Raw genomic sequence first — 13,608 nt, 5'->3', positions numbered from 1 at the left:
TGGCTGCTCACAATCCGAGAATGGAGGAGGCGATGATCTGACGCTGGACCTCGCTCGATCCGCTGTAGATCGAGACCTTGCGGTTGTTGAGGTAGACCGGGGCTGAGCGTTGTGCCCAGTCGGGGGAGTCGATGTCGTCGGCACCGACGGGCAGCGAATCGGGGCCGGCGATGTCGGTGAGCAACTCGGTCGCGGCCTGCTGCAGCTCCGAGCCGCGCAGCTTCAGCAGCGACGACGCCGGATTCGGCTTTCCGTCGGCGGAACTCGCGACGACGCGCAGCTGGGTCAATTCCAGTGCCAGCAGCTCGTTTTCGAGTTCGGCGACGCGCGCGGCGAACAGCGGGTCGTCGAGCAGCGACCCGGATCCGAGGCGGACCTGGGCGGCGAGTTTCTTGGCGCGTGCGATGCGAACCTTGGTGGCACCGACGCGCGCGACCCCGGTGCGTTCGTTGCCGAGCAGGAACTTCGCGTAGCTCCAGCCGGCGTTCTCCTCGCCGACGAGGTTCTCGGCCGGGACGCGCACGTCCTCGAAGAACACCTCGTTGACCTCGTAGCCACCGTCGATCAGCTTGATGGGGCGCACCGTGACGCCGGGCGTCTTCATGTCGATGAGCAGGAACGAGATACCGGCCTGCCGTTTCGGTGCGTTCGGATCGGTGCGGACGAGCGCGAAGATCCAGTCGGCGTGCTGCGCAAGCGTGGTCCAGGTCTTCTGCCCGTTGACGATGTAGTCGTCGCCGTCGCGGACCGCGCGGGTCTTGAGGGACGCCAGGTCGGAGCCGGCTTCGGGTTCGGAGAAGCCCTGGCACCACCAGATGTCGAGATTCGCGGTCGCCGGGAGGAAACGTTCCTTGAGCTCCTGGGAGCCGAATTCGGCGATGACGGGACCGACCATCGCGGTGTTGAACGGCAGCGGGTCGGGGACGGACGCGAGTTGCAGTTCGTCGAGCCACAGGTGCCGCTGGACCGAGGTCCAGTCCTTGCCGCCCCATTCGACGGGCCAGTGCGGCACGGCGAGGCCGTGCGCGTTGAGGATCCGCTGGCTGGTGACGATGTCGTTGCGGCCGAGCGGGCGGCCTGCGGCCACGCGTTCGCGGAGCTCGGCGGGGATCTCGGTGGTGAAGAACGTGCGCAGTTCGTCGCGGAATGCGAGTTCCTCGTCGGTGAGCGTCAGATTCATGATGGCCTTCCGTCCCGGTGATGGACGCGGACACGCGGCGGCTCCGCGTCGCCCCGACGATAAACCGTACACTGTTAGGACGTCCAGGTCCCCGCTTCGAGGAGGATGCCGATGGCCCGGCCCCGGACACCGCTGCTGAGCCGGCAGCTGATCCGCGACACCACCCTGCGCATGATCGACGAGCACGGCCTCGGGGACGTCTCGATGCGCCGGATCGCCACCGAACTCGGAGTCCGCGCGCCCTCGCTCTACACGCACTACCCGACCAAGGACGCGCTGCTCGACGACATCGGCAACCTCATCGCCGACGACGTCGACGTCTCGGGTTTCGAAACGGGCGACTGGCGACAGGCGCTGCGCACGTGGGCCCGCTCGTACCGGGCGGCGCTGGCCGCGCATCCCAACATGGTTCCGTACCTCGCCTCGAGTCCCGGCACACGTCCGGGTGCTCTCGACCGGGCGGATGCCGTGCACGGCGGTCTGACCCGCGCGGGCTGGCCACCCCGCACCGCCACCCTCATCGGCGCGTCCGTGAAGTACATCGTGCTCGGCGCCGCGATCGCGTCGTTCGCCGGCGGATTCCGCGGCGACCGCGACACCTACGACGACCGCTACCCGCATCTGTCGGACGCGCACCGCCTCGCCGAGCGCGCCGCGGAGATCGATCACGACAGCTTCGAGCTCGCGCTCGAGACGTTCCTCGTGGGACTCGAGCCGCAGTTCGCCGCGCTCGGCGGCAGCCGCTGATCCGGTTTCGGATGCAGGAGGCGATCGGTGGTCCTACCGTGGTTTCCATGACGCGCCCCATCCGCATCGGACTCCAACTCCAGCCCCAGCACCAGCCCGACTACGGCGTCATCCGCGACACAGTCCTGCGCGCCGAGGACGCCGGCGTCGACATCGTGTTCAACTGGGACCACTTCTATCCGCTCACCGGCGACCCCGACGGTGCTCACTTCGAGTGCTGGACGATGCTCGGCGCCTGGGCCGAGCAGACCGAACGCGTCGAGTTCGGCGCACTCGTCACGTGTGGCGGTTACCGCAACCCGGATCTACTGGCCGACATGGCCCGCACCGTCGACCACATCAGCGGCGGGCGGCTGATTCTCGGCATCGGGGCGGGCTGGTTCGAGAAGGACTACACGGAGTACGGCTACGACTTCGGGACCAAGGGTTCGCGGCTGGCTCTGCTCGCCGAGTATCTGCCGCGCATCACCGCGCGGCTCGGCAAGCTGAATCCGGCCCCGACGCGCCATATCCCGATCCTCATCGGCGGTGGGGGCCCGCGGAAGACACTGCCGCTCGTCGCGAAGTACAGCAACATCTGGCACAGCTTCGGTGACCTCGGCACCCACGTCGAGAAGTGGGGAATCGTCGAGAAGAGGTGCGCCGAGATCGGCCGGCACGCGTCGGAGATCGAACGGTCCGTGCCGTGGCCCGGCGTCGACCAGGCCGCCGCGTACGCGGATGCGGGGGTCACGCTGTTCACCGTCGGCGCCAGCGGTCCCGACTACGATCTGGCGCCGCTGATCGAGGCCATCGGGTGGCGTGACGAGAACTCGCCGCCGCCGCTGTCCGGTCTCGCCTGACCCGTCACGCCGCTACTGTCGGGGTCATGACACGACAGGTGAGTGTGTGGGGTGGACATTTCTGGCTGAGCGGGAAGACCCGGGAGGCGGCGCTGGACGCGGCGCGCGAACTCGACGAACTGGGGTATTCGAGGCTGTGGACGTCCGGCGGATTCGGGGACGGCGTTCCGTCGATCTACGGCGAAGTACTGGATGCGACAACACGTCTCGGTGTCGCCAGCGGCATCCTGAGCATCTGGCACGCCGAGCCGGCGACCACCGCCGAAACCGTCCGCGGGTTCGAGGAGAACCATCCGGGCCGTTTCCTGCTGGGCCTCGGCACGAGCCACGCGCCGGTGGTCGAGGCCAAGGGCGCGAACACCTACGCCAAGCCGTACAGCCGGATGGTCGAGTACCTCGATGCCCTGGATGCCGAGGGGTTGCCGGCGGAGCGTCGGGTGCTGGCCGCCCTCGGCCCGCGCATGCTCACCCTGTCCGCCGAGCGGTCCGCGGGTGCGCACCCCTACTTCGTTCCTGCCGAGCACACGGCGCAGGCGCGGGAGCTCCTCGGTGACGGCCCCCTGCTGGCCCCGGAGGTCGCGGTGGTGCTCGAGCGCGACGAGGACACCGCCCGCGCGATCGCGCACGAGTACATGCGCGGCTACCTGGCGCTGCCGAACTACTCGAACAACCTTCGTCGCCTCGGCTACGGCGACGACGACCTGGCCGGGGTCGGCAGCGACCGACTCCTGGATGCGCTGATTCCGTGGGGTGATCTCGACACCGTGGTCGCGGGGATCGAGAAGCACTACGAGGCCGGGGCCGACGAGGTCGCGATCCAGGTGCTCACCGGCGACCCGTTCACGTTCGCGAGTTCCGCGTATCGGGAGCTGGCGGGGGCACTTATGTAGGCGGAACCGGTGTGCCTTTGCGGCGGTCCCTGCCGCCACAAAGGCACACGGGCGGAGCCTTGCCTCCTGACCCGTCACTCTGTTAACTGTAGTTGTGGTCGCCGTTCGCCCAGAACGACCGCCTCGTCGACCCAGGGAAGAGACGTCATGGACATCGAAGTACTCGGACGCGTACTGACCACGCTGCCGGAGAACGACGACCACCCGTACCGCACCGGCCCGTGGCGGCCGCAGCACACCGAGTGGCGCGCCGACGACCTCACCGTCGTCGGCGAACTTCCGTCCGACCTCGACGGCGTCTACCTGCGCAACACCGAGAACCCGGCGCATCCCGCACTCGAGGGTCTCTACCATCCGTTCGACGGCGACGGCATGATCCACACCGTCGGATTCCGCGACGGAAAAGCGTTCTACCGCAACCGATTCGTCCGTACCGACGGCTTTCTCGCCGAACAGGAGGCCGGAGGCCCGCTGTGGGCCGGCATCGCCGAGCGGCCCGAGAACTCGATCCGGCAGGACGGCTGGGGCGCGCGCGGTCGCATGAAAGACGGCTCGAGCACCGACATCACCGTGCACAACGGGGTCGCGCTGTCGAGTTTCTGGCAGTGCGGTGAGCTGTACCGGCTGGATCCGACCACGCTCGAGACGCTCGGAAAGTCCACGTGGCACGGCGATTTCCCGTCCACGGGTGTCTCCGCGCACCCGAAGGTCGACGAGCGGACCGGCGAGATGCTGTTCTTCGACTACACCACCGACGCGCCCTACATGCACTACGGCGTCGTCGACGCACAGGACCGCCTGGTGCACTACGTCGACGTGGAACTGCCCGGTCCGCGCCTTCCGCACGACATGGCCTTCACCGAGAACTACGCGATCCTCAACGACTGCCCGCTGTTCTGGCTGCCGCAACTCCTCGAACGCGGCCGGTACGTCCCGAAGTACCACCCGGACATGCCGATGCGGCTCGGGGTGATCCCGCGCCGCGGCAACTCCGACGAGATCGTGTGGTTCGACGCCGACCCCACCTACGTCCTGCACTGGACCAATGCCTACGAGAGCGGCGACGAGATCGTCCTCGAGGGCTTCCACCAGAGCGACCCCGAACCGGCCGACGACGGAAACGGCAACATCTACAAGCGTCTGTTCCGGTCCCTCGCCCTCGACCGCATGGGCACCCACCTGCACCGGTGGCGGCTGAACCTGCGCACCGGGCAGGTGAAGGAGGAACGGCTCTCCGAGTCGATCACCGAATTCGGAATGATCAACCCGCACCACGCGGGAGTACAGCACCGCTACACCTACGCGGCGACGGGCGTGCCCGGCTGGTTCCTGTTCGACGGCCTCGTCAAGCACGACGTGCTCACCGGCAACGAGGAGCACTACGCGTTCGGCGACGGCGTGTTCGGCAGTGAAACCGTGATGGCGCCCCGTACCGGGTCGACGTCCGAGGACGACGGCTACCTCGTCACCCTCGTCACCGACATGAACGAGGACCGCTCCGAATGCCTCGTGTTCGATGCGCAGAACGTCGCCGACGGTCCCGTCGCGCGGATGCAACTGCCTGAGCGGATCTCGAGCGGCACGCATTCGACATGGGCCGCCGGATCGTCGCTCCCCGGCTGGCGTGAGGACGACCGGCCGGGCAGCACGATCGGCTTGTAGGCTGCCCCGGTGCCCGGCACCACCACGTTCACCACGCTCGAACCGGGCGGCGACAACGCGCTCGCGGTGACCCTCGGGATCCTCGGCGACGAATGGAACCTGTGGATCCTCCGCTCGGCACTGCTCGGCGCACGCCGGTACGGCGACTGGATCGCACGCGGTCCCATCTCCCACGCGGTGCTGACCGCGCGGCTGGGCCGGCTCACCGAGGCCGGGCTGTTCGAGAAGGTCGCCTACCAGCAGCAACCGGTACGCCACGAGTACGTGCTCACCGCGCGCGGACGCAGCGTGTGGACCGTGCTCGTGAGCATGTGGGCGTGGGAGCAGCGCTGGTCGGCCGATGCGGAAGCGCGTCTGCCGCGTCGGCGCCACACCGTGTGCGGGCAGCGGTTCGTGCCGCGGCTCGTCTGCGCCGCGTGCGGGGCCCCGGCCGACGCGCACGACGTGAGCGTGCGGACCGGACCGAGCGGCGAGTGGTCGCGGTGTGTGCCCGCCGCGGCCGGTCGTCGTCGCTCCGGGCGTGCGGCCCGCACCCCGGACATCGTCCCGCACACCATGGAACTGGTCGGCAACCGCTGGTCGGCGGCATTGCTGGGCTCCGCGCACCGCGGCGCCACCCGATTCGGGGAATTCGCCGAGCAGATGGGGGCACCGCCGGCGGTCGTCACCGATCGGCTCCGGCGGTTCACCGAACTCGACGTGCTCGCGCCGCGCCCGCATCCCGGCCGGGCCGATTGGGTGACCTATCACCTCACCGACAAGGGCCTGGCGTTCTTCCCCGTCATCGCGTGCATGATCGCGTGGGGACAACGCTGGTTCCACGCGCCCGAGGGTCCCGCGCTCGAAACGGTGCACCTGGGATGCGGGGCGCCGTTCCTGCCGAGACTCGTCTGCGACCGGTGCGACGGCACCCTGCACGCGGCGACCATCGCGATCGAGGATGTACCCGACGCGAACGGGTAGGGACCGACAGCTCCGTCTTCCGACCCCCGTTTTCCGAGCGCGCGGCCCCGTTCTTCCGAGCGAATGTATCGCTCGTCTCCTTCAATCGACCGAATGTACCGCTCGCTCGGAGAAAGACGGGGGTGCGCAAGGACGGCGGGTCGGCTCAGCCGAAGTCGACCTGCCGGTGTTTGTTCGCCAGTGCCACCACCATGCCGGCGCCGAACGGGCCGCGGCTGTCGAACAGCACCGAGGTGCCGACAGCGACACCGTCCTCGCCGATGTGGTGATCGGCCTCGACTCCGACCTCCTCACCGAGCGGCAGCCGCGACAGGGTCAGGGTGAGGTCGGCGTTGATGTATCCGACGCCCTGCTCGCTCCAGTTGGTGACCAGGCTCGTGCCCTCGCCGACGATCGCGGTCCGCACGAACGGGGACATCCTCTCGCCGAGGATCACCGGAAATTGTCTGGCCCACATGCGTTTACGGCTCGAATTCTGATGCTCGGACCGTATCTGCGACCAACCCTCCGGGTGGTCGTCGCTGCCGAACCAGGTCGGCACGAATCCGGTCTCCGGGTCATCCGTGCGACTCTGCGGCGGCGCCGGATGTTCGTCGCGGGTCCATACCGTTCCGGGCGGCTGTTCCGACGGACGGAGATACACGACGGTCGCGCGCGCGACCACGTCACCGTTCTGCAGCATCTGTGCGTCGGCCACCCGGATGCGGTTGCCGTCGCGCACGAGGGTCGTCTCGACCGTCACGGGATCGGTGCGCACCGGTTTGAACAGATCGACGGTGAGCCGCGACGGCACCCAGTTCTCCACCGCATGCCGGTTCTCGAGTTCCCGGGCGAACAGCCCGCACACGCACGGACCGAGCAGCATGTCCGACGACCAGGGACTGGTCGCCAACTCGGTCGGCACGAACCGGCCGTCGACCTCCGTGAAATATCCGCGTTCGGTACGTCCCATGCTCCGCATTCTCCGGACCGGTCGTGCGAGAGGTCACGGCGGGTCCGTGGACCGTGCGGTCCGACAGTGTCGAATGTTCCCGTTCAACCCGTGCTCGTCGGTCTAGGCTCCGAACATGGTCGGATCGGCGAGGAAACTCCGCACCGCGTTCGCGATACTGCTGACGATGCTGCTGGCGCTCGTGCTGACATCGTGCAGCTCGTCGGGCGACGACGCCTCCGGAACCCGCGACCTGTGTTCGCCCCCGGGAATCGAGTCCGCGTCGGCCGCGCCGACGAACCTGGCGCAGGGCGCGACGGAAGCGGAGGACCGCTACACCACCCCGGACGTGGTGCCGCTCGAAAGCATCGACACGTCGCGGCTGGGGCTCATCACCCCGGGTGTCCTGACCGTCGGCACGCTGTCCGACGCCCCGCCGAGCATCTGCGTGAACTCCGAGGGTGTGTTCACCGGCTACGACAACGAGGTTCTGAAGGCCATCGGGGAGAAGCTCGGACTCGAGGTGCAGTTCGTCGGCACCGAGTTCGCGGGGCTCCTCGCGCAGGTCGCCGGGCGCCGCTTCGACGTCGGCTCGTCGTCGATCACCACGACGGACGAGCGCCGCAATCTCGTCGGGTTCACCAACGGCTACGACTTCGGCTATTTCTCACTCGTGGTGCCCAACGGCAGCCCGATCACCGGGTTCTCGGATCTGAACGCTTCCACCCGTATCGGCGTCGTCCAGGGGACCGTGCAGGACGACTACGTCGTCAACACCCTGAAGCTCGATCCGGTCAAGTTCCCGGACTACAACACCGCGTACGCGAATCTGAAGACCGGCCAGATCGACGCGTGGGTCGCGCCGTCGCAGCAGGCCGAAGGGGCCATCGCACCGGGTGACCCCACGTCCATTGTGGAGAACACGTTCAGTGTCAACAACTTCGTGGGCTGGGCGGTCGCGAAGGAGAACCAGCCGCTGATCGACGCGCTGAACTCCGGTCTGGACGCGGTGATCGCCGACGGCACGTGGGCCGAGCTGTACACCGAATGGGTGCCGCGCGAGCTGCCCGAGGGATGGAAGCCCGGCAGCAAGGCCGCACCCGAACCGGAACTGCCCGACTTCGCGGCGCTCGCCGCCCAGACGGGCACCGAACCGGCGGGCACGCCCGCCGCCGAGCAGAAGTCGACGCTGACGCAGCTGCGCGAGACCTTCTTCGACTGGGGGCTGTATCAGAAAGCGTTCCCGGATCTGTTGAAGACCGGCCTGCCGAACACCCTGATCCTGGCGCTGACCTCCGGGATCGCCGGCACGATCCTGGGCATGCTGCTGGCGGTCGCCGGGATCTCCCGTACCCGCTGGCTGCGCTGGCCCGCCCGCGTCTACACCGACATCTTCCGGGGACTGCCCGCCGTCGTGATCATCCTGCTCGTCGGCCTCGGGGTGGGACCGGTCGTGCAGGGCCTCACCGGCAACAATCCGTACTGGCTCGGCGCGGCGGCGCTGGCGCTGCTGGCCGCCGCATACATCGGCGAGATCTTCCGCTCCGGCATCCAGTCGGTCGAGGCCGGGCAGATGGAAGCTGCGCGAGCACTGGGCTTCAGTTACCGGCGGTCGATGTCGCTGGTGGTGGTGCCGCAGGGTGTCCGCCGCGTGCTGCCCGCGCTCATGAATCAGTTCATCGCCCTCATCAAGGACTCGTCGCTGATCTACTTCCTCGGCCTGCTCGCGACGCAACGTGAGCTGTTCGCGGTCGGCCGCGACCTCAACGCCCAGACCGGCAACCTGTCGCCGCTCGTCGCCGCCGGTCTGTTCTATCTGATTCTGACGGTGCCGCTGACGCACCTGGTGAACTACATCGACCATCGGCTGCGCGTCGGCCGGAAGGAAGTCACGCTCGACCCGCTCGAGCAGGACCTCGTCGTGGAGAGAGGCTGAGAACGACCATGACCGCTCCGACTCTCGAGGGTGTCTCGCTGACCGGCACGGGGCTGCACCTGGCGTTCGGATCCAACAAGGTGCTGCGCGGCGTCGACCTGCACGTCGACGCGGGGAAGACCGTCACCGTGATCGGGCCGTCCGGATCCGGCAAGTCGACGTTGCTGCGCGTGCTCAACCGCCTGTACGAACCCGACGCCGGCGACGTGCTGCTCGACGGGAAGTCGGTGCTGAAGGACAACCCCGACGCGCTGCGTCAGCGCATCGGCATGGTGTTCCAGCACTTCAATCTGTTCCCGCACAAGACGGTCATCGAGAACATCGCGTTGGCGCCCCGCAAGCTCAAGGGCATGTCGAAGGACGAGGCCCGGGCACTCGCCGTCGAGCAGCTCGAACTGGTGGGTCTCGCCCACAAGGCCGAGTCGCGGCCGGCGAATCTGTCCGGCGGGCAGCAGCAGCGCGTGGCGATCGCGCGGGCACTGGCGATGAAACCGCAAGTGATGTTCTTCGACGAAGCCACCTCCGCGCTCGACCCGGAACTCGTCAAGGGCGTGCTGGCGCTGATGGCGGATCTCGGTGCCGGCGGCATGACGATGGTCGTCGTCACCCACGAGATGGGTTTCGCGCGGTCGGTGTCGGACACCGTCGTGTTCATGGATCACGGCGCGGTCGTCGAGACCGGCACCCCGGACCAACTGTTCGACAGCCCGGAAACCGAACGGCTGCAACAGTTCCTGTCGCAAGTCCTCTGATTACGGCTGGATCAGCACATTCAGGCCCCGCTCGAAGTCGGCGATACGCCGGTTGAGGGCGTGGTGGCCACCGTTGACGATCTCCGACACCCGGACGATTCCGGCGGTGTCCGCGACCTGGTTGAGGTTGCGCGACGTCCAGTACCAGGCGGCCGTGGTGAAGGCATTCTCCGGCGCGGAAAGCAGTTCGGGGTGCGCGACGAAGTCCACTCCGGTGGCCTGGCTCAACTTCTCGTAGTTGTGACGACCCGTGATCTGGATGGCGCCGCGGCCCTTGTAGCGCACGCCGTCTCCCGGCTGGGTATTGCCGAGATCGCGGCGGCCCTCGTAGGCGCGCCCGGAGGCGTACTCCTCGAAGGTGCGGAAGGAATCGGACTCGACGGCGAGCTGGGCGATGAACGCTGCCTGCCGGACCGGTGTGTCGATGCCGTTGCGCACCATCGCGTCGTTGAGCGGGGCGATGTACTGCTCGATCTTCTCGGGCTGGACACCGGGCACGATGCGAGCCAGCTCGTCGGGGGTGACGGCGGGCGGTGGAGGAGGTGCCGGGGCAGGCTCGGGCGCGACCTCGGCCGGCTCCGTGGACGCTGCCGGCTCGGCGGTGGCAGCGTCGGCGGCGCCACTCCACCCCGCGGTCGACAGGGCCTCGAAATCCAGCGCCTTGAGCTGCTCACGAGGCTGATCGAACCGAGCCGGCACGACGGAGGCAGTATCGGCGTTGGCGGCGGACGTATTCGCCACAACGGCGGCGGTGGCAGTGGTGATCATGGCGGCCGCGGCGACGGCGGCACGCAAACGGCGCGAATATGAAACTGACATGGGTCGTGCTCCAAGATCGGCCGAGCGGGTTCGGCCTCCGAAACTGGCGGCCGCGGGCGTTACCGAAGGGAAGTCTTTGTTCCCGGATGGATCACCATCGAGCGGCCTTAAGGTCACATCCAGGTAACGGCGCAGGTAGGGCGCTTTTCAAGGTATCGTGATCCATGTCACGTTTGCGGCCGAAAGGCGGCACCCAGCGCATTCGCTCTCGATTCGGTGCGCCCCGAATCGCCCGATCACGGCACCCGGAGGCCGGGGCTGCGGCGACCGATCGGCCTCACCCGGCCACTCCGGCGACCGACGCCGATGACGTGGGATTCGTTGCGCTTCAACAGGACTCGTAGCTGGACCGATTCCGGGGCGAGACTGTCGACCGACCCGCCCACCGGCTCAGGGCCGACGTGCCCCGCACCTGCGTCCCGCATGACACAAATAGGACACATCCATCGTTCGTCGACCGCCCAACCGTTACATATTTGTGTCCCATCACACAGTCGCTACAGGGGTCCGCAACACCGTGTCGGACCCCTCCACTCTGCACATCAGCGCGAAACCGGTCGGCCCCATCGGTATTCACTGCTCCACATCTGTCACACGGGTTCCGAAAGGGACTGCGGGGAATGTTACGACCGCTCCGGCCCCGGCTCGGAACAAGCGGAAGGGTGATAACCGACCGGTCCGTTTGCGCGGACCCGGAGCATCCACCGGACGAAAAGCCGTCGCTCCCTGTTCATCTGTTCGTTCCGTTTGTCTCGTTTGCGCCTTCTACGGTGCCCCCGAAGCGAATCGACGAGGGAGATCACGTGCGCATCGAAAACCTGCCCCTGTTCGTCCACGACGGGAAGTCGTCACGGGCGAACATCACGTGCCGCTACAAGTGCGGCGACGCCTGCTCGCACGCAGTACCGAACAGTTCGGAAGGGACGTACTTCGGGGACATCGTGCGGGGTGCGGTGTCGCGGCGCGGAGTGCTGCGCGGCGGTGCGATGGCGGTCCTCGCGGTCGGCGCGGGCGGGGTGCTCACGGCGTGCTCGGACGACGCGAGCGCCGGGGAGGCACCGGCGCCCGGCAGTGGTGATCTTGGACCGGCAGCTCCCGGAACCGATTTCACACCCGTACCACCGAACACCGCGGACGCGGTGACCGTCCCCGACGGTTACGAGCAGGCCGTGGTGATCCGCTGGGGCGACCCGGTGCTGCCCGATGCCCCCGCATTCGACATCGAGAATCAGACCGCGGCGGCGCAGGAGAAGCAGTTCGGGTTCAACAACGACTTCGCGGGCCTGCTGCCCGTCGACGGCGTGCCGCACACCTATCTGCTGGTCGTCAATCACGAATACACGACCGAACCGTTCATGTTCGCCGGGTACGACGCGGAGAATCCCACCGAAGAGCACGTGCGGATCGGCTGGGCCGGCCACGGACTGTCCGTCGTGCAGGTCAAGGGTGAGCCCGGAACGGGGCATCTCACACCGGAATTCGGTCCGTACAACCGGCGCATCACCGCCCTGAGCGAGTTCGCCGTCACCGGGCCCGCGGCCGGCAGCGACCTGCTGAAGACCGCTGCGGATCCGACCGGCACCCGAGTGCTCGGCACACTGAACAACTGCTCGGGCGGACTCACCCCGTGGGGCACGGTGCTGTCGGGGGAGGAGAACTTCAACCAGTACTTCGCGAACGCCGAGCAGGTCACCGATCCGATCGTCGCCGAACGGCTCACCCGCTACGGAATCGAAGGCGGTGCATCCGAACGCAAGTGGGAGCGATTCGATCCGCGCTTCGATGTCGCGGCGAACCCGAACGAGGTCAACCGCTTCGGCTGGGTCGTCGAGGTCAACCCCTGGGACGCGACGTCCGTGCCGGTCAAGCACACCGCGCTCGGCCGGTTCAAGCACGAGGCCGCGACCGTCCACATCACCCCCGACGGCACGGTCGTCGCGTACAGCGGTGACGACGAACGCTTCGACTACATGTACAAGTTCGTCTCGTCCCGGAAGATGCAAGCCGGGAACTCGCAAGCGGCGATGCGGCACAACATGACCTTGCTCGACGCCGGCACCCTGTACGTCGCGCAGCTCACCGGCGACAACCCCGACACGATCGACGGCACCGGAACCCTGCCGGAGAGTGGCGCATTCGCCGGCAGCGGCACGTGGATTCCGTTGCTGCGCACGGGCGAAGACGGTTCCGCAGAGTCTCTGGTCGACGGAATGTCGGCCGAGGAGGTCGCGGTGTTCACCCGTCTCGCCGGCGACAAGGTCGGTGCCACCAAGATGGACCGGCCCGAGGACTTCGAACCGAATCCGGCGACCGGCAAGGTCTACGTCGCCTTGACCAACAATTCGAATCGCGGCGCAGACGGCAAACCCGCTGCCGACGAAGCGAATCCGCGTGCGAACAACAAGAACGGCCAGGTCCTCGAGCTCGACGACGACCACGCCGGCACCACGTTCACCTGGAATCTGCTGCTCGTGTGCGGCGATCCCGAAGCGGCCGACACCTACTTCGGTGGATTCGACAAATCGCAGGTCAGCCCGATCTCGTGCCCCGACAACCTCGCGTTCGATCCGCACGGCAACCTGTGGATCAGCACCGACGGCAACGCCCTGAAATCCAACGACGGCCTGTTCGCGGTCGTGCTCGACGGGCCCCGCCGCGGCGAGACCAAGCAGTTCCTCACCGTTCCGATCGGCGCAGAGACGTGTGGTCCCGTCGTCCAGGAGAACCGCGTCCTGGTGTGTGTACAGCATCCGGGCGAGACCGACGACGCGTCGTGGGACGCTCCCGCGTCGCACTGGCCCGACGGTGGCACCGCCCAGCCGCGACCTTCGGTCGTGGTGGTGTGGAAGAAGTGGGCGTGAACGCCCTCGTGTGCCCTTCTGGCGG

Annotated in this window: 11 protein-coding genes; 8 read left to right on the top strand and 3 right to left on the bottom strand. The window is 67.7% G+C overall.

Annotation, left to right across the window (positions count from 1 at the left end):
• Nucleotides 1-7 precede the first annotated feature (7 nt).
• On the bottom strand, nt 8-1,180 hold the full coding sequence (locus tag ACWDUD_RS07135) for an acyl-CoA dehydrogenase family protein (protein ID WP_450108850.1): 1,173 nt from the start codon (nt 1,178-1,180) through the stop codon (nt 8-10).
• Nucleotides 1,181-1,291: 111 nt separating this feature from the next.
• Between ACWDUD_RS07135 and ACWDUD_RS07130 the strand changes: the two genes are divergently transcribed.
• From ACWDUD_RS07130 to ACWDUD_RS07110, 5 genes are all read left to right on the top strand, one after another.
• Nucleotides 1,292-1,927, top strand: a complete 636-nt coding sequence (locus ACWDUD_RS07130; RefSeq protein WP_450108849.1) for a TetR/AcrR family transcriptional regulator — start codon at nt 1,292-1,294, stop codon at nt 1,925-1,927.
• A gap of 47 nt (nt 1,928-1,974) precedes the next feature.
• Nucleotides 1,975-2,769, top strand: a complete 795-nt coding sequence (locus ACWDUD_RS07125) for an LLM class F420-dependent oxidoreductase (protein ID WP_450108848.1) — start codon at nt 1,975-1,977, stop codon at nt 2,767-2,769.
• Between the two features lie 26 nt (nt 2,770-2,795).
• Entirely contained in the window at nt 2,796-3,659 is an 864-nt protein-coding gene (locus ACWDUD_RS07120) for an LLM class F420-dependent oxidoreductase (protein ID WP_450108847.1), read from the top strand.
• Between the two features lie 147 nt (nt 3,660-3,806).
• Nucleotides 3,807-5,321: a carotenoid oxygenase family protein gene (locus ACWDUD_RS07115; protein ID WP_450108846.1), complete on the top strand. Its 1,515-nt coding sequence runs from the start codon at nt 3,807-3,809 to the stop codon at nt 5,319-5,321.
• Nucleotides 5,322-5,330: 9 nt separating this feature from the next.
• Nucleotides 5,331-6,284, top strand: coding sequence for a winged helix-turn-helix transcriptional regulator (locus ACWDUD_RS07110; protein WP_450108845.1), 954 nt, complete (start codon nt 5,331-5,333; stop codon nt 6,282-6,284).
• Nucleotides 6,285-6,429: 145 nt separating this feature from the next.
• Here ACWDUD_RS07110 and ACWDUD_RS07105 read toward each other — a convergent pair whose 3' ends face one another.
• Complete coding sequence (locus ACWDUD_RS07105) at nt 6,430-7,236, bottom strand: acyl-CoA thioesterase domain-containing protein (RefSeq protein WP_450108844.1); 807 nt, start codon at nt 7,234-7,236, stop codon at nt 6,430-6,432.
• A gap of 115 nt (nt 7,237-7,351) precedes the next feature.
• Between ACWDUD_RS07105 and ACWDUD_RS07100 the strand changes: the two genes are divergently transcribed.
• Both ACWDUD_RS07100 and ACWDUD_RS07095 read left to right on the top strand, forming a co-directional pair.
• On the top strand, nt 7,352-9,151 hold the full coding sequence (locus tag ACWDUD_RS07100) for an ABC transporter substrate-binding protein/permease (RefSeq protein ID WP_450108843.1): 1,800 nt from the start codon (nt 7,352-7,354) through the stop codon (nt 9,149-9,151).
• A gap of 8 nt (nt 9,152-9,159) precedes the next feature.
• On the top strand, nt 9,160-9,903 hold the full coding sequence (locus ACWDUD_RS07095) for an amino acid ABC transporter ATP-binding protein (RefSeq protein WP_450108842.1): 744 nt from the start codon (nt 9,160-9,162) through the stop codon (nt 9,901-9,903).
• On the opposite strand, the gene ACWDUD_RS07090 is transcribed toward ACWDUD_RS07095, so the two are convergent.
• Nucleotides 9,904-10,722, bottom strand: coding sequence for a glycoside hydrolase family 19 protein (locus ACWDUD_RS07090; protein WP_450108841.1), 819 nt, complete (start codon nt 10,720-10,722; stop codon nt 9,904-9,906).
• Nucleotides 10,723-11,531: 809 nt separating this feature from the next.
• Between ACWDUD_RS07090 and ACWDUD_RS07085 the strand changes: the two genes are divergently transcribed.
• On the top strand, nt 11,532-13,583 hold the full coding sequence (locus tag ACWDUD_RS07085; RefSeq protein ID WP_450108950.1) for a PhoX family protein: 2,052 nt from the start codon (nt 11,532-11,534) through the stop codon (nt 13,581-13,583).
• The last annotated feature ends 25 nt before the right edge of the window (nt 13,584-13,608 follow it).

Source organism: Rhodococcus sp. NPDC003382 (assembly GCF_053589135.1).
Note: the sequence above shows the minus strand (reverse complement) of the source record. Positions and strands in the feature narration are given on the sequence as shown.